The sequence below is a fragment of the Streptomyces sp. NPDC005566 genome, from assembly GCF_040605575.1.
Classification (GTDB): domain Bacteria; phylum Actinomycetota; class Actinomycetes; order Streptomycetales; family Streptomycetaceae; genus Streptomyces.
In genome coordinates this window covers 16,811-34,752 of record NZ_JBEXDB010000011.1, presented here as the reverse complement: position 1 = coordinate 34,752, position 17,942 = coordinate 16,811, and the positions used below count along the sequence as shown (strand labels likewise).

Here is a 17,942-nt window from a genome sequence, read left to right as displayed (position 1 = left end):
GCGGGGCCGATGCGGGCAGTGGTGTTCGAGGAGTTCGGGCAGGAGGCCCGTGTCCAGGACCTCCCGGATCCCGCACCTTCTGCCGGGGGAGTCGTGGTCCGGGTCGGGGCCACCGGGCTGTGCCGGAGCGACTGGCACGGCTGGATGGGCCATGACCCGGACATCGTGCTCCCCCATGTCCCCGGCCATGAACTGGCCGGGGTGGTGGAGGCGGTGGGCTCCGGTGTGTACAACTGGCGCCCGGGCGACCGGGTCACCGTTCCCTTCGTCTGCGCCTGCGGCCACTGCGCCGCGTGCGCGGCCGGCGCCCAGCAGGTCTGCGAGAGGCAGACCCAGCCGGGCTTCAGCCACTGGGGATCGTTCGCCGAGTACGTGGCACTGGAGCAGGCCGACGTCAATCTGGTCGCCGTGCCCGAGGGCATGCCGTTCGGCACGGCGGCGGGGCTCGGATGCCGGTTCGCCACGGCCTTCCGGGCCGTGGTCGGCCGCGGCCGGGTCTCACCGGGGGAGTGGGTCGCCGTGCACGGATGCGGCGGGGTCGGGCTGTCGGCCGTGATGATCGCCGTGGCGAGCGGAGCCAGGGTCGTGGCCGTCGATGTCTCGCCGCACGCTCTCGAGCTGGCGCGGGCCTTCGGCGCGGCGGAGTGCGTGGACGCCTCCGCGTACCCCGTCGGCGCGGATGAGGCGGTACGCGAACTGACCGGCGGCGGAGCGCATCTGTCGCTCGACGCGCTGGGTTCCCCGGTCACCTGTGCGGCGTCGGTGCGGAGCCTGCGCCGGCAGGGGCGCCACGTCCAGGTCGGGCTGCTGCCGTCGGCAGCCGGAGACCCGGTCGTGCCCATGGCACGGGTCATCGGCCTGGAGCTGGAGATCCTCGGCAGCCACGGCATGGCCGCGCACGACTACCCGCCCATGATGGACATGGTCCGCGCAGGCACCCTGCGCCCCGACCTGCTGGTGACCTCCACCATCTCTCTGGACGCCGCCCCTGCGGCGCTGGCCGCCATGGGCGGAGCGCCGGGGGCGGGCGTGACGATCATCGAACCGGCGAAGCAGGAGTGAGGTCTCAGCGGCCCCGGTTGCTGGGACGGGAAGCGATCCAGGCGAGGACCGTGTCCACGTACCAGTAGGGCTTTCCGTGCTGGACATCGTCGGGCGGGGGAAGGAGTCCGTGTTTGCGGTACGAGCGGATGGTGTCGGGCTGGACCCGGATGTGCGCGGCAATGTCCTTGTACGACCAGAGCCTTCTGTCCGTCATGAATGACACCTCTCTGTACCTCCGTACTACGCACCGCGGCGGCGGCGGGGACCGTCGGGGGAGCCCCGGTGCGCACGCTGACGACCACTCAGCCTCATGACCGCCCAACGACGGGCCGGCGGGCTGGGCAGGGGACGTCGCGCGCCTGTGACGCAAACCCTGCGGAACGGAGATATACGTGACGAAGAAGTGACTGCCGTGACGGAGGGGGCCAGGGCGAGCGGGAGGGATCAGGCCGAGGGCCGCGCGGGGCCGCAGCTGCGCAGGAACTCGCGGGTGCGGCGGGCGATGGGGAGGGGCTTGTCCGGCGGACACGGGTACATGTCCTGCTCGACGATCGCGAAGAGGTCGGTGCCCAGGGCGCGCGCGGCATCGAGTACGGGCTCCAACGCGGGCACCCCGCCCGGCGGCTCGCACATCACACCGCGCGCCACCGCCGGGCCGAACGGCACCTCGTTCGCCACGACATCGGCGAGTACCACCGGATCGACCTGCTTGAGGTGGAGGTAGCCGATCCGTTCGCCGTAGGTCTCGATGAGCTTGACGCTGTCCCCACCGCAGTACGCGTAGTGCCCGGTGTCGAGGCAGAGCGAGACCAGTTCGGGGTCGGTGGCGTCGAGGAAGCGGTTGACGTTCTCCTCGCTGTCGATGTGCGTGTCGGCGTGCGGGTGCACGACGATCCGGAGCCCGTAGCGGTCCCGCACCTCGCGGCCCAGCCGCTCCGTCTGGGTGGTGAGATCGCGCCACTGCGCCGCCGTGAGCGTGCGGTCCTCCAGTACCTCGCCGCTCTTGTCGTCCCGCCAGAACGACGGGATGACCACCAGGTGTCCGGCGCCCATGGCCCGGGTGAGCGCGGCGATGCCGGCGACATGCTCCCAGGTCCGGTCCCAGACGGCGGGGCCGTGGTGCAATCCGGTGAAGACGGTTCCTGCGGAGACGGTGAGGCCGCGGCGGGCGGTCTCGTCCGTGAGCCGGGCCGGATCGGTCGGCAGATAGCCGTACGGACCGAGCTCGATCCACTCGTAGCCCGCTTCGGAGACCTCGTCGAGGAACCGCTCCCAGGGCACCTGCTGCGGATCGTCGGGGAACCACACCCCCCATGAATCGGGTGCCGAGCCGATGCGGATACGAGCAGGAGCCGGTACGGAGGAGGTCATATCGCCCACCATTCAGTCCGCGGAGGGGAGTGTCAAGAGTTCGTCCGAATGTCCGGACAAAGTGTTGACAGGGTCCCGGGTGCGGGTTAGACCTGGGGGCAGCCGAAGGGATGCGTATGCCTGAGCCGTACGACGTGATCACCATGGGGCGGATCGGGGTGGACATCTACCCACTCCAGACCGGCGTACCGCTGGCCAGGGTCGAGACCTTCGGGAAGTTCCTCGGCGGCTCGCCGACCAATGTCGCCGTCGCCGCCGCCCGCCTGGGCAGGCGCACGGCCGTGGTCACCAGGACCGGCAAGGACGCCTTCGGTGACTACCTCCACCAGGCGCTCGGGGAATTCGGCGTGGACGACCGGTGGGTGACACCGGTCGCGGAGTACCCGACGCCGGTCACCTTCTGCGAGATCTTCCCGCCCGACGACTTCCCGCTCTACTTCTACCGGCAGCCCAAGGCGCCCGACCTGGAGATCCACGCGGAGGAGCTCGACCTGGACGCGGTGCGTGCCGCGCGGGTCTTCTGGATGACCGGCACCGGGCTGTGCGCCGAGCCCAGCCGCTCCGCGACCCTCACCGCACTCCGCGCCCGGAGCGCGGCACGGGCGGCGGAGGACGGTGCGGCACGGGCGGCCGGGACCCCGCACACCACGGTCTTCGACCTCGACTGGCGGCCCATGTTCTGGGACGGGTCCCAGACGGACGGGCAGACGGACGGGCACACCTCGACGGCCCCCGCCCGGTACCGCGAAGCCCTCGCCCACGCCACGGTCGCCGTCGGCAACCTCGACGAGTGCGAGATCGCCACCGGTGAACGCGAACCGCACGCCGCGGCCCGTGCCCTCCTGGCAGCCGGGGTCGAACTCGCCGTCGTCAAACAGGGGCCCGAAGGCGTCCTCGCCGTCCACCGCGACGGCACCACCGCCCGGATTCCGCCCCTCCCGGTGGACGTCGTCAACGGGCTCGGCGCCGGGGACGCGTTCGGCGGCGCCCTCTGCCACGGGCTGCTCGCCGGCTGGGAGACGGAACGCGTCATGCGCTACGCGAACGCCGCAGGGGCCATCGTCGCGTCCCGCCTCGCCTGTTCGTCCGCGATGCCGTTCCCGTACGAGGTCGAACAGGTCCTCGCCGCCGGAGCCGTCACCGGAACGGGAGAACCGGGAGAACCCGGAGCGCCCGGAGCTTTGGGCACAACCACAGAGACCGGAGCCACCGGAGCCGCCCCGTGACACCGCCCGCCGCCTCCGTCGCCGATCTCGTCCGGCTGCGCACCCACCACCCCGAGGCCGTCGCCGAGGCGGCCGCCCGACGGGGCAGACGTCCCCTGGTCGGTGCCACGGGGCGCCTGATGATCATCGCAGCGGACCATCCGGCCCGCGGCGCCCTGGCCGTGGGCGAGGACGAACTCGCCATGGCCAACCGCTTCGACCTCCTGGAACGGCTCTGCCTGGCCCTCTCACGACCGGGCGTCGACGGGGTCCTCGCCGGCGCCGACGTCCTCGACGACCTGCTGCTGCTCGGCGCCCTGGAGGACAGGGTCGTCATCGGTTCCATGAACCGCGGCGGACTCGCGGGAGCCGCCTTCGAGCTCGACGACCGCTTCACGGGCCACCGCCCCCTCGACCTCGCCCGGTACGGCTTCGACGCGGGCAAGCTGCTGCTGAGGATCGACTACGACGACCCCGGCTCCCTGGACACCCTCCACACCGCCGCCCGTACCGTCGACGCGATGGCGGCCCACCGGCTGCCCGTCTTCGTCGAGCCCTTTATTTGCCACCGCACCGAAGGCAGGCTCCGCACCGATCTGGGAGCGGCAGCCGTCACCACGTCCATCGCCATCGCCTCGGGGCTGGGCGGCACCTCCGCGTACACCTGGCTCAAGGTCCCCGTCACCGAGGACCCCGACGACATGGCCCGGGTGATGGAGACCTCGACGCTTCCCGCCGTCCTGCTCGGCGGCGAGGTCAAGGGAGACCTGGACGGTGCGTACGAGAAATGGCGCGGAGCGCTGCGACTGCCGACGGTCCAGGGGCTGGTCGTCGGGCGTTCGCTGCTCTACCCGCCCGACGGGGACGTGGCGGGCGCCGTCGACACCGCCGTGGGACTTCTGTGAGCGACGGGTAGGGATACGGGTAGGGATGGAACATGACGACGCGTGAGGAGCAACAGCGGTACCACCTCCGGGCCGGGGAAGCCGCGAGCGGCCCCTACGCCCTCCATATCGACCCGAAGCGGGCCGGATGGGACCGGTCGAGTCTGCGTGTACTGGAGCTCGAGCCCGGTGGTGTTCATACCTTGGTAACCGGGGAGAGCGAGTGGGTCGTTCTGCCGTTGGCCGGTGGCTGTACGGTGCACACGGCGGATGACGTATTCGAACTCGCGGGCAGGGAAAGCGTGTTCAGATCGGTGACGGATTTCGCCTATCTACCGCGTGACGCCCGCGCACAGATCGCCTCCGGCGCAGGAGGCCGCTTCGCCCTGGCAGGAGCGAAGTGCGAGCGACGACTCCCCGCTCGCTACGGCCCCGCGCCGGAGGTACCGGTCGAGCTCCGCGGCGCCGGGAACTGCTCGCGCCAGGTCAACAACTTCGCCGCCGCGGACACGTTCGAGTGCGACCGCCTCATCGCCGTCGAGGTACTGACCCCCGGCGGCAACTGGTCCTCGTACCCGCCCCACAAGCACGACGAGCACCACCCCGGTGTCGAGTCCGAGCTCGAGGAGATCTACTACTTCGAGGTCGAGGGCAACGGCCTCGGCTACCACCGGGTGTCGCCGTCCCGCGCAGGTGGTACGGACGTCCTCGCCGAGGTGGCCACCGGTGACGCCGTCCTCATCCCCGACGGCTGGCACGGCCCGTCCATCGCCCCGCCCGGCCGCACCCTCTACTACCTGAACGTGATGGCGGGCCCGGGGGAGCACCGCGAGTGGCTGATCCGCGACCACCCCGGCCACAGCTGGATCCGCGAGACCTGGCCGGCCCAGCCCGTCGACCCCCGGCTTCCGCTCCACGGTCCGGAGGCCGCGGAGTGACGCCGGCTTCCGCTCCACGGTCCGGAGGCCGCCAAGTGACCCCGCCACGCACTCCCGGCCCGGAGGCACGCCGTTGACCACGTCGCACGCCACCCGCAGACTCACCACCGCACAGGCCCTCGTCGCCTTCCTGGCCCGCCAGTACACCGAGCGCGACGGCCGCCGACAACGGCTGATCAGCGCCACCTGGGGCATCTTCGGCCACGGGAACGTCGCGGGCATCGGCCAGGCGCTCGTCGAGTCCGGCCCCGCGATGCCGTACTTCCAGGGCCGCAGCGAACAGGCCATGGTGCACGCCGCCGTCGGATACGCCCGCCAGTCGGGCCGGCTCTCCGCGCACGCCGTCACCACCTCCATCGGCCCCGGAGCCACCAACCTCGTCACCGGCGCCGCCCTCGCCACCGTCAACCACCTCCCGGTCCTGCTGCTGCCCGGGGACACCTTCGCGACCCGCCCCGCCGACCCCGTACTCCAGCAGCTCGAAGTGCCGCACGCGGGCGATGTCTCGGTCAACGACTGCCTGCGTCCCGTCTCCCGCTACTTCGACCGGATCACCCGACCCGAGGCGCTGATCCCGGCCGCCCTGCAGGCCATGCGGACCCTCGCCGACCCGGCGGACACCGGCGCCGTCACGCTGGCACTGCCGCAGGACGTCCAGGCCGAGGCGTACGACTGGCCGGCGGAGTTCTTCGCCGAGCGCGTCTGGCACGTGCGCAGGCCCGCCCCCGACCTGTCCGAACTCGAACGGGCCGTCCGGGCCGTCCGCACCGCGCGCCGCCCCCTGATCGTCGCGGGCGGCGGCGTCCACCACAGCGCTGCGCAGGAGACCCTCGCCGCCTTCGCCGCGGCCACCCGGATCCCCGTCGCCTCCACCCAGGCCGGCAAGGGCTCCCTGCGCCACGACCACCCCGCCGACGTGGGCGGCATCGGTCACACCGGCACGGCCACCGCCGACGGCCTGGCCCGCGAAGCGGACCTCGTGATCGGCATCGGCACCCGGTACACGGACTTCACCACCGCGTCCGGCACCCTGTTCGCCGACCCGGCCGTCCGCTTCCTCAACCTCAACATCACCGGGTTCGACGCCCACAAGCTCGCCGCCCTCCCGCTCGTCGCGGACGCCCGGACCTCCCTCGAAGCCCTCGGCGCAGCGCTCGCCGCACGCGGCTACCACGTACACGCGGCCTACGAGACCGAGTACACCGAGGCCAAGGACCGCTGGGAGCAGCGCGTCGACGCGGCCTTCACCGCCGCCGATCCGGACGCCCGCCCCACCCAGGTCCAGGTCCTCGGAATGCTCGACGCCCTCGTCACCGAGGACGACATCCTGATCAACGCGGCGGGCTCGCTCCCCGGCGACCTCCACAAGCTGTGGCGGACCCGCTCGCCGCAGCAGTACCACGTGGAGTACGGCTACTCCTGTATGGGCTACGAGATCCCGGCCGCGCTCGGCGTCCAGCTCGCCGCCCCCGGCCGCCCCGTCTGGGCCCTGGTCGGCGACGGTACGTATCTGATGAACCCCACCGAGATCGTCACCGCCGTGCAGCAGGGCCTGCCCATCAAGCTCGTCATCCTGCAGAACCACGGGTACGCGTCCATCGGCGGCCTCTCCGAGTCCGTCGGCGGCGAACGCTTCGGTACGGCCTACCGGCACCGCGCAGCCGACGGCGGTTTCACCGGCACCCCGCTCCCCGTCGACCTCGCGGCCAACGCGGCCTCGCTCGGCATGCGCGTGCTGCGCGCGAAGTCCGTACAGGACCTGCGCCACGCCTTGGCCGAGGCCCGCGGTGCGGACCGTCCCACTTGTGTCTACGTCGAGACCGAAACGCCAGACACAGTGTCGGGGCCCCCTCCCGCACAGGCGTGGTGGGATGTTCCTGTGGCCGAGACCGCGACCCGCCCGTCTGCGGTGGAGGCACGCAAGGAGTACGACCGGCAGACCGCTGCCCGACGCCGACACCTCTGAAGGAGACCCCGTCATGAAGACCGTCAACCACTGGATCGGTGGCAAGACCGTCGAGGGCACGTCGGGCAACTACGGGCCGGTCACCGACCCGGCGACCGGCGCCGTCACCACCCAGGTCGCACTCGCCTCGACCGAGGAGGTCGACGCAGCGGTCGCCGCCGCGAAGAGCGCGTACGAGACCTGGGGCACCTCCTCGCTCGCCGCCCGCACCGCCGTCCTCTTCCGCTACCGTGCCCTGCTGGACGCCCACCGCGACGACATCGCCGCGTTGATCACCGCCGAGCACGGCAAGGTCCACTCCGACGCGCTCGGCGAGGTCGCCCGCGGCCTGGAGATCGTCGAGCTGGCTTGCGGTATCACGACCCAGCTCAAGGGCGAGCTGTCCACCCAGGTCTCCAGCCGGGTCGACGTGTCCTCGATCCGCCAGTCGATCGGCGTCGTCGCGGGCATCACCCCGTTCAACTTCCCCGCCATGGTTCCGATGTGGATGTTCCCGCTGGCCATCGCCTGCGGCAACACCTTCGTCCTGAAGCCGAGCGAGAAGGACCCCTCGGCCGCCAACCTGCTGGCCGAACTGGCCGCCGAGGCGGGCCTGCCCGACGGCGTCCTGAACGTCCTGCACGGTGACAAGGTCGCCGTCGACGGCCTCCTGGGCCACCCCGACGTCGCTGCCGTCTCCTTCGTGGGCTCCACCCCGATCGCCCGCTACATCCACGCCACGGCCTCCGCGAACGGCAAGCGCGTCCAGGCGCTCGGCGGTGCGAAGAACCACATGCTCGTCCTCCCGGACGCGGACCTGGACGCCGCCGCCGACGCGGCGGTCTCCGCCGCGTACGGCTCCGCCGGCGAGCGCTGCATGGCCATCTCCGCCGTCGTCGCCGTGGGTTCCGTCGCCGACGACCTGGTGGCCCGGATCAAGGAGCGCGCCGAGAAGATCAAGATCGGCCCGGGCAACGACCCCGCGTCCGAGATGGGCCCGCTGATCACCGCCGCCCACCGCGACAAGGTCGCCGGCTACGTCACCGGGGCCGCCGCCCAGGGCGCGGACGTCGTCCTCGACGGTACGGGCCACACGGTCGAGGGCTTCGAGGACGGCCACTGGATCGGCCTGTCCCTCCTCGACCACGTCTCCACGGACTCCGACGCCTACCGGGACGAGATCTTCGGCCCGGTCCTGTGCGTCCTGCGCGTCGACACGTACGAAGAGGGCGTCGCCCTCATGAACGCCTCCCCGTTCGGCAACGGCACCGCGATCTTCACCCGTGACGGCGGTGCGGCCCGCCGCTTCCAGCTGGAGATCGAGGCCGGCATGGTCGGCGTCAACGTCCCGATCCCGGTGCCGGTGGGCTACCACTCCTTCGGCGGCTGGAAGGACTCCCTCTTCGGCGACCACCACATCTACGGCAACGACGGCGTGCACTTCTACACCCGCGGCAAGGTCGTCACCACGCGCTGGCCCGACCCGGCCGACGCCCCGTCCGGCGTGGACCTCGGCTTTCCCCGCAACCACTGACACCCACGCACCGCCTCTGCCCCGCCCGGACGCACCGGGCGGGGCAGAGGCGTCGGGTCAGACGTCCTCACGGGTCTCCTCGTCGATCATCCGCACCATCGGGACGACCGCCAGCGGGCCGGAGACGATGAAGGTGAGCGTGATCGTCACCGACACGATCACTGCGCCGAGCCAGACCATCGTGTCCACCGGCACCGTGTAGGCACCCACCACCCGTACCACGCACTCGGCCAGCAGGGCCGCACCCCACAGCACCGAGAACCGCCGCTCGGCGCGCCGGAAGCGGTCCGACCCGGCCGACAGCCGCTCCCGGGCGGCATCGCGGTCCGCCCGCCCCCGGGTCAGCCACGGCCCCAGGACCGAGGACATCAGCGGGCGCCCCCGCAGCGCCGACACCAGGACCACGAGTCCGATCGTGCTGCTCACCCCGCTGTCCTTGGCCAGCATCAGCCGCGCGTCCCCGGTCACCGTGCTGAGCAGCAGCCCCACCACGCTCACCGCGAGGATCAGACCCGCCAGGGCATTGATCCTGCGGTCGCGCACCCACCCCCACACGATGCGCCCCGCCGGCAGAACACTGCTGACCGCCAGCGCGCCCAAGGTTCCCAGCCCCGCAGCCCTCAGCAGGTAGTACGCGGCGATCGGCGCGCCGGCATCCAGGACCAGCGGCGCGAAGCCCCCCAGCAGCGCCTTCCGGGGGCCCACGGCGACGGGAGCAGGGGCGGGAACGGTGGCCGGCGTGGTCATGAGCGGGGTTCCTTCCAGGGGTACGGACCAGGTATCGGAGCGGTACGGATTCGGCATCGGCATCGGGGCGGCTTCGACGCCCCCTCCCGACACCCACACTCTGGCCGCCCGCCCCGGGTGCGCGGCAGAGCCCGCCGTCCCGACCTCCGCATGACAGATGTCAGCAGCCGCGCATGACGGGGCCTTCCGGGACCGCCCCTGATCGGCTGTCAGCACCGTTGCATGACAGGCAGGTCGGGGAAATCCGCTGGCCCACCCGGCGCCCGGGGTGCTGGGATGGGCGGCATGACCGCATCCGCGACCGACCGCGAACTGCCGGTTCCTCAGCACGAGATCCGCGCACTGCACACCGCCACCACCGTCACCGTCTACCAGGCGTACCGGCCTTCCATCGGCCTCCCGGCCGCCCGTGACGGCCACTTCCCCGACGTCTGGAAGCGCGACCGCATGACGTGGATCAAACCGAGCTTCCTGTGGATGATGTACCGCTGCGGCTGGGCCACGAAGGAGGGCCAGGAGACGGTCCTGGCCGTCGAGATCACCCGTGAGGGTCTCGACCGTGCACTCGCCGGCGCCGAACTCTCCCACTACGTCAGAGGCGTTCACCCCGACCACGCCACCTGGCGGCGCAACCTGCGCCGCGCCCCCGCCCGCATCCAGTGGGACCCCGAACGCGACCTCCACCTCAACCAGCTACCGTACCGCTCCCTCCAGCTCGGCCTCTCGGGCGAGGCGTCGCGCCGCTACGCCGACGAGTGGACGGTCTCCATCCGGGACGTCACACCGCTGGCCCGCGAGATCCACAGCCTTGTGCGGGCGGGACAGGACGACGCGGCGACCGCGCTGCTGCCCCGGGAGCTGCCCTACAGCCCCGGCGACGCCCATCCGGTTGCCGGTCTCCGCGCGGACCGCCTTCAGCGCGGACCGTCGAACTCCCACGCCAGCATGGCGAACACACCGTCGTCGACCGCCCCGGCCGAGCCGTAGGTGGCGAGAGCGGCCTCGTTGTCGCGGTCCACGCCCACCCACATCCCGTAGCAGCCGCGCTCCCTGGCCTCGGCCGCAAGTGCGTCCGTCAGCGCCCGGCCGATGCCGCGGCGGCGGTGGGACTCGTCCACCGCGAGTTCGTACAGGCACATCTCCGTGCCCTTGTCCGGGTGCAGCATCTCGATGCCGGAGACGAACCCCGCAGGTGCCCCGTCCACGTACGCGATCAGCATCAGGTGCCCGCCCGCCGCCAGGAAGCGGGACGCCCACGTCGGGGTCGCGGGACCGTCGTACAGGTGCGAGGCCGCGAGGAGTTCCGCGGTGGTGGTGGCGCGACGGATGTCCATGGACGTGCCCTTCGTGACGGTGATGTACCACGTACGGAGTACGGGGCGGTCCTGCTGTACCTCTCAGGGATGCGGGGTACCTCACCCTGGCGGCAGCTCGGGGCCGGGCGCGCGCCCTTTAGGGTCGAGTCATGGAGAAACCGACTTCCCGGTGGCGGCTGCTGCCCCGTACCCGAGGCCGGTGGGCCGCGGTCGTCGCCGTGCTCGCCGTTCTCGCGGGCGCCGGTACCTGGACCGCCGTCGCCGACGACAGTGAGCCGTCCGTGCACCGCGAGGACCGGATGATGCGGATGAACGGGGTGTCCGTCGACACCTCGTACTTCACGACCGGGGGCTCCGAGCGCAGGCCCGCTGTCCTCATCGGCCACGGCTTCGGCGGCAGCAAGAACGATGTGCGCGCCCAGGCCGAGAAGCTGGCCGCCGACGGGTACGCCGTCATGACGTGGTCGGCCCGCGGGTTCGGGAAGACGAGCGGGGAGATCACGCTCAACGCCCCCGACGGCGAGGTCAAGGACGTCTCGGGGCTCATCGACTGGCTGGCGGGCCGGCCCGAGGTGGAGCTCGACGCGAAGGGCGACCCGCGGGTCGGTGTCACCGGCGCCTCGTACGGGGGTGCGGTGTCGCTGCTCGCCGCCGGCTACGACAAGCGGGTCGACGCCATCGCCCCGATGATCTCCTACTGGAACCTGGCCGACGCCCTCTTCCCGGACGGAGTGTTCAAGAAGCTCTGGGCCGGGATCTTCGTCACCACCGGCGGCGGCTGCCAGAAGTTCGAGAAGCAGCTGTGCGACATGTACGAACGGGTCGCCGTCAGCGGCACGCCGGACGCGGCGGCGCGTGAACTCCTGACGGAACGTTCCCCCGTAGCAGTGGCCGACCGCATCGACGTGCCCTCGCTCATCGTGCAGGGCCAGAGCGACTCGCTCTTCCCGCTCGGCCAGGCCGACGCCATGGCCGAGGCCATCAGCAAGAACGGCGCGCCCGTGTCCGTCGACTGGATCTCGGGCGGCCACGACGGTGGCGACAACGAGGGCGACCGCGTCGAGAGCAGGATCGGCGCGTGGTTCGACCGGTATCTGAAGGACGACAAGGGCGCCGACACCGGCCCGGCCTTCCGCGTCACCCGGACCGGAGGAATCGACTCCACCGACGGGGCGGCCCTCAAGCGCGGCGCGGACGGTGACACCTACCCGGGCCTGGTCAGCGGCGGCGAGCAGATCACCCTCGGAGACCGGCGCACCCAGACCTTCCGCAACCCCGCAGGGGCCAACCCGCCCTCCGTCTCGGCCCTTCCCGGCATCGGCGGCGGGCTCTCCCAGCTGTCCTCACTCGGCGTCGGCCTCTCCCTGGACTTCCCCGGCCAGTACGCACGCTTCGACTCCGCCCCGCTGGACAAGTCCCTCCGCGTCACCGGCTCACCCACCGTCCGCGTGAGCGTGAAGGCGGACCGGGGCGACGCCGTGCTGTTCGGCAAGGTGTACGACGTCTCGCCGGACGGGAAGCAGCAGGTGCTGCCCAACCAGCTCGTCGCCCCCTACCGGATCGCCCCCGGGGAGCAGGGGAAGCCCGTCGAGCTGACCCTGCCCGCCATCGACCACGAAGTCGACTCCGGGCACCGGCTCCGCCTCGTCCTCTCCGCGACCGACCTCGGCTACGCGTCACCCGCCGAGCCGGCCACGTACACCGTCTCCCTCGACGGGCCGCTGACCGTCCCCACCGCGCCCGCCGTCAGGACCGCGGCGGCCACCCTGCCCTGGTGGACGTGGGGACTGCCCGCCGCGGCCGTGGCGATCGCCGCCGTACTCCTTCTCACCGCACGCAGGCGCACCGCGACCCCCGCACCCGACCCGGCACTCGAGGGCGTACCGCTGCGGATCACGGACCTGTCCAAGAAGTACGCCAAGTCCTCGGACCGGTACGCCGTGCGCGACCTCGGCTTCCAGGTCGAGAAGGGCCAGGTCCTCGGCCTCCTCGGACCGAACGGCGCCGGCAAGACCACCACGCTGCGCATGCTGATGGGGCTCATCACGCCCGACGCCGGAGAGATCCGGGTCTTCGGGCACGCCATCCGGCCCGGCGCCCCCGTGCTGTCACGGGTCGGCTCCTTCGTCGAGGGCGCCGGCTTCCTGCCGCACCTGTCGGGCCGCGCCAACCTGGAGCTGTACTGGCAGGCCACCGGACGGCCCGCCGAGGACTCGCGCATCGACGACGCCCTGGAGATCGCCGGTCTCGGCGACGCCCTGGCCCGCGCCGTGCGCACCTACTCGCAGGGCATGAGGCAGCGGCTCGCCATCGCCCAGGCCATGCTCGGCATGCCGGACCTGCTCATCCTCGACGAACCGACCAACGGCCTCGACCCGCCCCAGATCCGCGAGATGCGGGACGTGATGATCCGGTACGCGGCCGGGGGCCGCACCGTCATCGTCTCCAGCCACCTCCTGTCCGAGGTCGAACAGTCCTGCACCCACCTCGTGGTCATGGACCGCGGCCGGCTCGTCCAGGCGGGCCCCGTCGCCGAGATCACCGGCTCCGGGGACATGCTGCTCGTCACCACCGCGGACGAGGTCACGGAACCCCTCGTGGACAAGGTGGCGGCCCTGCCCGGCATCGGCTCCGCCGTCCGCGTGGACGACGGCCACGGACTGCTGGTCCGCCTCGACGGCGCCACAGCGGACCGGCTGGTCGCCGACCTGGTCCGTCTCGACGTACCGGTCACGGGCGTCGGGCCGCACCGCCGCCTGGAGGACGCGTTCCTCACCCTCATCTCCGGAGGATCCGCATGAGCTCCGCCACCGAAGTCCGGGGCCACGCCGAAGCCCCCGGCTACCACGCCCGCCGCACCCTGCCCCTGCGCGTCGAGGCGATGCGGCAGCTCCGCAGGCGCCGCACCCTGCTCATGGGCGGGGTGCTGGCCGCCCTGCCGTTCATCCTGATCGTCGCCTTCGCGATCGGCGGCACCCCGGGCGGCGAAGGGGACGGTGGCGGGGGCGGCTCGCGGATCAACCTCATGGACGTCGCCACCGAGTCGGCGGCGAACTTCGCCGCGACCTGCCTGTTCGTCTCCGCCGGCTTCCTGCTGGTGGTGCCGGTGGCGCTGTTCTGCGGGGACACCGTCGCCTCCGAGGCGAGCTGGTCCTCACTGCGCTACCTGCTGGCGGCACCCGTACCCCGCTCCCGGCTGCTGTGGAGCAAGCTCGTCGTGGCGCTCGGCTTCAGCCTCGCGGCGATGGTGCTGCTGCCGGTCGTCGCACTGGCCGCGGGAGCCGCCGCGTACGGCTGGGGACCGCTCCAGCTGCCGACGGGCGGCGCACTCTCCACCGCCGACACCGTGCCGCGCCTCGCGCTCGTCGTCGGGTTCATCTTCGTGTCCCAACTCGTCACCGCGGGGCTGGCGTTCTGGCTGTCGACCAAGATCGATGCCCCGCTCGGCGCGGTCGGCGGCGCGGTCGGCCTGACCATCGTCGGCAACGTCCTGGACGCCGTCACCGCGCTCGGTTCCTGGCGGGACTTCCTGCCCGCGCACTGGCAGTTCGCGTGGGCCGACGCCCTCCAGCCCGATCTCGAATGGAGCGGGATGGCGAAGGGCGCAGCCGTCTCGGTGACGTATGCCCTGATTCTGTTCGCGTGCGCGTTCCGGGGGTTCAGTCGTAAGGACATCGTGTCCTGACCTTGATGTTCCGCCCCGTCGTCGCGCGCTGTTGCCGCATCGAGACGGATCCGCAACACGTTCGTCTGATCCTGACAGGCGCCCCGTACGTCACATTCACAGATGTCGACGACGTGGGGGGTACGGATGGAACGCAGGACAAGGACTCATCGGGGCGCGCTGGTCCTGCTGTTGGCGGGCGGGATGCTGCTGACCGGCTGCGGGGGCGGTTCGGGCAACGAGTCGGCCGCGGACAAGAGCAGCGGCAGCGGCGGACCGCGCGGCGTGCAGCCCGCGCCCGCGGCGCCGTCCGCCGCGCCGGAGCAGCAGGAGGACGGTGCGCAGGGCAAGGAGGACGGCGATGCGCGGGAGGTCGCGCCGCCCGACTACCTCTCCACCTTCGCCCTGGACGTGGACACCGCCAGCTACGGCTACGCGCGCCGTCTGCTCGGCGACGGGAAGATGCCCGCGTCGGACACCGTGCGGCCGGAGGAGTTCGTCAACAGCTTCCGGCAGGGCTACGAGCGGCCCCAGGGCAACGGCTTCTCGGTGAACGTCGACGGCGCTGCGGTCGGCGCCGGGGCCGGCGACTGGTCGCTCGTACGGGTCGGCCTGGCGACCGGGGCAGCCACCGACGCCGGAGAACGCCCGCCCGCCGCGCTGACCTTCGTCGTCGACATCTCCGGATCGATGGCCGAACCGGGCCGTCTCGACCTGGCGAAGAAGTCGCTGGGCATCCTCACCGACGAACTGCGCGACGACGACTCCGTCTCCCTGGTCACGTTCAGCGGGGAGGCCGAGACCCGGCTGTCGATGACCCGCCTCGGCGGCAACCGCACCAAGATCCGGGACGCCGTCGACGAGCTGGAACCCGCGGACTCCACCAATGTGGCGGCCGGCGTCGAGCGGGGCTACGACGAGGCGGTCAAGGGCCACCGCAAGGGCGCCAACAACCGGGTCGTCCTGCTCTCCGACGCGCTCGCCAACACCGGTGAGACCGACGCCGACGCGATCCTGGAACGGATCGGCGACGCACGCAAGGAGTACGGCATCACCCTGTTCGGCGTCGGCGTCGGCAGCGACTACGGCGACGCGTTCATGGAACAACTCACCAACAAGGGCGACGGCAACACCACCTATGTCGGCGACGAGACCCAGGCGAGGAAGGTCTTCGTCGACCAACTGCCCGCCCACGTCGAACTGCGGGCCCGCGACGCCAAGGCCCAGGTGGCTTTCGACCGTAAGAACGTCAAGCAGTTCAAGCTGATCGGCTACGAGAACCGCAAGGTCGCCGACGACGACTTCCGCGACGACAGCGTCGACGGCGGCGAGGTCGGCCCCGGCCACACCGTGACGGCGCTCTACGCCGTACGCCTCCGCGACGGTGCCTCCGGGCACGTGGCGACGGCGACGGTGCGCTGGCTGGACCCGAAGACACGGAAGGCGCACGAGGAGACCGGTTCGGTGAGGACCGGTGCGATCGACGGGAAGCTCTGGGGCGGTGACAGCCCTCGCCTCCAGGTGACGGCGGTGGCCGCGTACTTCGCGGACGTGCTGCGCGGCGGCGACCTGCCCGGCACTCCCACGCTCGCCGAACTCGCCACCCGCGCCAACAAGTTGGCGGACAGCACCGAGGACAGCTCGGTGGCGAAGCTCGCGACGGCGATCGAGCAGGCCGAGGGGATCAGGAGCGGCGACGAGGAGAGGCCCACGGGCGGCGACGGGGAGGGCGAGCTCGGCTGATGGCGGGACGGGGCCCGCACGAAGGTGCAGGCCCCGTCCGACGCTCGGGCCGAGAGTGTGAGCCCCGGCCGCCGACCGGGCAGCCCCTGCTCAGGCGAGGTGGAAGAGCTCCGTCAGCGGGGCCATCGCCTCGTCCGGCGCCTCGGGCTGCTCGAAGAACTCCGCCATCTCCCGCTGCCACCGGCCGTTCACCTCGGTCGCGGCCATCGCCTCACGTGCCGCGTCGAAGTCCTCCGTCTCCAGGTAGCCGACGAGCAACCCGTCCTCGCGCAGGAAGAGCGAGTAGTTGTGCCAGCCGGCCTCCGACAGTGCGGCGAGCATCTCCGGCCACACAGCGGCGTGCCGCTCGCGGTACTCGTCCTTGCGGTCCTCGCGGACCTTCAGCAGAAAGCAGACACGCTGCATGAAGAGGGCTCCCGCGCTCAGAAGTCGAACTCGTCGATGTTCTTCGAGTCGAAGACCGTCGGCTCGCCGAGGATGACCTCGCCGTCCTTGCCGATCGTGTACTCGCCGAGCTTGCCCGCCTTGAACTTCTCACCCTCCGCGCCGGTGATCTGCCCCGACGCCAGGGCGGCGGCGGCGTACGAGCCGAGGTAGCCGAGCTCCTTCGGGTTCCACAGGGAGAACTGCTCGACGGTGCCGTCCTTGACGTACTTGCGCATCTGGTTGGGCGTCCCCAGACCGTTGAGGACGACCTTCCCCTTGTACGAGGAGTCGCCCAGGTAGCGCGCCGCGGCGGCGATGCCGACCGTGGTGGGCGAGATGATGCCCTTGAGGTCGGGGTAGGCCTGCATGAGGCCCTGCGTCTGCTGGAACGACTTCTGGTCCGCGTCGTCGCCGTACGCGACCTTGACCAGCTCCATCCCCTTGTACTTGGGGAGCTCGAGCTCCTCCTTCATGAACTCGATCCAGGTGTTCTGGTTGGTCGCGTTCTGCGTGGCCGAGAGGATCGCGACCTTGCCCTTGTAGTTCAGCTGCTCGCCGAGGTGCTGGACCAGGCTGCGGCCGATCTGCTCGGAGCTGGCCTGGTTGATGAAGAGCTGACGGCAGTCCTTCGCCGTGTCGGAGTCGTACGCGACGACCTTGATGTCCTTCTTCATGGCTTGCTTGAGCGGGCCGCACACCGCGTTGGGGTCGTTCGCCGCGACGAGGATGGCGTCCTGGCGCTGCTGGATCAGGGTGTTGATGTAACTGACCTGGGAGGAGGCGCTGGCATCGGACGGGCCGACCTCCTTGCCCGTGCCGCCGTACTCCTTCGCCGCGGCGATGCCCGCCTCGTCGACGATCTTCTCGTAGGGGTTGTTGATCTGCTTGGGCAGGAAGGCGATCTTCAGGCCCTTCTTCAACGGTGCGCTCGGGTCGGCCTTCGCGGACCCGGCAGCCTTCTCGGTACCGGTGTCCTTGCTGTCCTTCGTGGTACCGGAACAGGCGGTGAGGGCGAGGGCGAGGGAGACGGCGGTGAGGGTGGTCGCGACGGCGCGGCGCCCAGCGGCATTGCGGAGCATCATGGCGGCGTTGTGCCTTTCGGAGAGGTACGGGGGAAGGGGCATT

Annotated in this window: 16 protein-coding genes; 10 read left to right on the top strand and 6 right to left on the bottom strand. The window is 71.4% G+C overall.

Annotated features, from left to right (window positions below):
• Positions 1-9 precede the first annotated feature (9 nt).
• The gene (locus ABZS61_RS18805) at positions 10-1,062 is read left to right on the top strand and encodes a zinc-dependent alcohol dehydrogenase family protein (protein ID WP_356421936.1); all 1,053 of its coding nucleotides are present in this window, start codon (positions 10-12) and stop codon (positions 1,060-1,062) included.
• A 4-nt stretch (positions 1,063-1,066) separates the two neighbouring features.
• Here the strand turns inward: ABZS61_RS18805 and ABZS61_RS18800 are convergent, their stop codons facing one another.
• Both ABZS61_RS18800 and ABZS61_RS18795 read right to left on the bottom strand, forming a co-directional pair.
• Complete coding sequence (locus ABZS61_RS18800; RefSeq protein WP_351171406.1) at positions 1,067-1,258, bottom strand: MerR family transcriptional regulator; 192 nt, start codon at positions 1,256-1,258, stop codon at positions 1,067-1,069.
• A 230-nt stretch (positions 1,259-1,488) separates the two neighbouring features.
• Complete coding sequence (locus tag ABZS61_RS18795) at positions 1,489-2,415, bottom strand: sugar phosphate isomerase/epimerase (RefSeq protein WP_356421933.1); 927 nt, start codon at positions 2,413-2,415, stop codon at positions 1,489-1,491.
• Positions 2,416-2,531: 116 nt separating this feature from the next.
• On the opposite strand from ABZS61_RS18795, the gene iolC reads away from it, so the two are divergent.
• From iolC to ABZS61_RS18770, 5 genes are all read left to right on the top strand, one after another.
• Positions 2,532-3,641, top strand: a complete 1,110-nt coding sequence (gene iolC, locus ABZS61_RS18790; protein ID WP_356421930.1) for a 5-dehydro-2-deoxygluconokinase — start codon at positions 2,532-2,534, stop codon at positions 3,639-3,641.
• The gene (locus ABZS61_RS18785; protein ID WP_356421927.1) at positions 3,638-4,525 is read left to right on the top strand and encodes a deoxyribose-phosphate aldolase; all 888 of its coding nucleotides are present in this window, start codon (positions 3,638-3,640) and stop codon (positions 4,523-4,525) included. Before iolC ends, ABZS61_RS18785 begins: the two co-directional genes overlap by 4 nt.
• A gap of 32 nt (positions 4,526-4,557) precedes the next feature.
• Entirely contained in the window at positions 4,558-5,442 is an 885-nt protein-coding gene (gene iolB, locus ABZS61_RS18780) for a 5-deoxy-glucuronate isomerase (RefSeq protein ID WP_356421924.1), read from the top strand.
• Between the two features lie 73 nt (positions 5,443-5,515).
• On the top strand, positions 5,516-7,408 hold the full coding sequence (iolD, locus tag ABZS61_RS18775; RefSeq protein WP_356421921.1) for a 3D-(3,5/4)-trihydroxycyclohexane-1,2-dione acylhydrolase (decyclizing): 1,893 nt from the start codon (positions 5,516-5,518) through the stop codon (positions 7,406-7,408).
• Positions 7,409-7,421: 13 nt separating this feature from the next.
• Positions 7,422-8,921 (top strand): CoA-acylating methylmalonate-semialdehyde dehydrogenase, encoded by a 1,500-nt coding sequence (locus tag ABZS61_RS18770; protein ID WP_356421918.1) that lies wholly within the window; start codon positions 7,422-7,424, stop codon positions 8,919-8,921.
• A 57-nt stretch (positions 8,922-8,978) separates the two neighbouring features.
• Here ABZS61_RS18770 and ABZS61_RS18765 read toward each other — a convergent pair whose 3' ends face one another.
• Entirely contained in the window at positions 8,979-9,668 is a 690-nt protein-coding gene (locus tag ABZS61_RS18765; protein ID WP_356421915.1) for a VC0807 family protein, read from the bottom strand.
• Positions 9,669-9,953: 285 nt separating this feature from the next.
• Between ABZS61_RS18765 and ABZS61_RS18760 the strand changes: the two genes are divergently transcribed.
• On the top strand, positions 9,954-10,655 hold the full coding sequence (locus ABZS61_RS18760; protein ID WP_356421912.1) for a DUF4291 domain-containing protein: 702 nt from the start codon (positions 9,954-9,956) through the stop codon (positions 10,653-10,655).
• On the opposite strand, the gene ABZS61_RS18755 is transcribed toward ABZS61_RS18760, so the two are convergent.
• A complete protein-coding gene (locus ABZS61_RS18755) occupies positions 10,583-11,002 on the bottom strand; it encodes a GNAT family N-acetyltransferase (protein ID WP_356421909.1) in 420 nt (139 codons plus the stop codon). The genes ABZS61_RS18760 and ABZS61_RS18755 overlap by 73 nt on opposite strands.
• A gap of 131 nt (positions 11,003-11,133) precedes the next feature.
• Between ABZS61_RS18755 and ABZS61_RS18750 the strand changes: the two genes are divergently transcribed.
• From ABZS61_RS18750 to ABZS61_RS18740, 3 genes are all read left to right on the top strand, one after another.
• Complete coding sequence (locus tag ABZS61_RS18750; protein WP_356421906.1) at positions 11,134-13,785, top strand: alpha/beta fold hydrolase; 2,652 nt, start codon at positions 11,134-11,136, stop codon at positions 13,783-13,785.
• Complete coding sequence (locus tag ABZS61_RS18745) at positions 13,782-14,669, top strand: ABC transporter permease (protein WP_356421903.1); 888 nt, start codon at positions 13,782-13,784, stop codon at positions 14,667-14,669. The genes ABZS61_RS18750 and ABZS61_RS18745 overlap by 4 nt, the downstream gene beginning before the upstream one ends.
• Before the next feature lie 126 nt (positions 14,670-14,795).
• Complete coding sequence (locus tag ABZS61_RS18740) at positions 14,796-16,391, top strand: von Willebrand factor type A domain-containing protein (RefSeq protein ID WP_356421900.1); 1,596 nt, start codon at positions 14,796-14,798, stop codon at positions 16,389-16,391.
• Between the two features lie 90 nt (positions 16,392-16,481).
• On the opposite strand, the gene ABZS61_RS18735 is transcribed toward ABZS61_RS18740, so the two are convergent.
• Together ABZS61_RS18735 and rhaS are read right to left on the bottom strand one after the other, a co-directional pair.
• The gene (locus tag ABZS61_RS18735; protein WP_356421897.1) at positions 16,482-16,796 is read right to left on the bottom strand and encodes an L-rhamnose mutarotase; all 315 of its coding nucleotides are present in this window, start codon (positions 16,794-16,796) and stop codon (positions 16,482-16,484) included.
• 17 nt (positions 16,797-16,813) lie between these two features.
• Positions 16,814-17,899, bottom strand: a complete 1,086-nt coding sequence (gene rhaS, locus ABZS61_RS18730; RefSeq protein ID WP_356422499.1) for a rhamnose ABC transporter substrate-binding protein — start codon at positions 17,897-17,899, stop codon at positions 16,814-16,816.
• Positions 17,900-17,942: the final 43 nt, after the last annotated feature.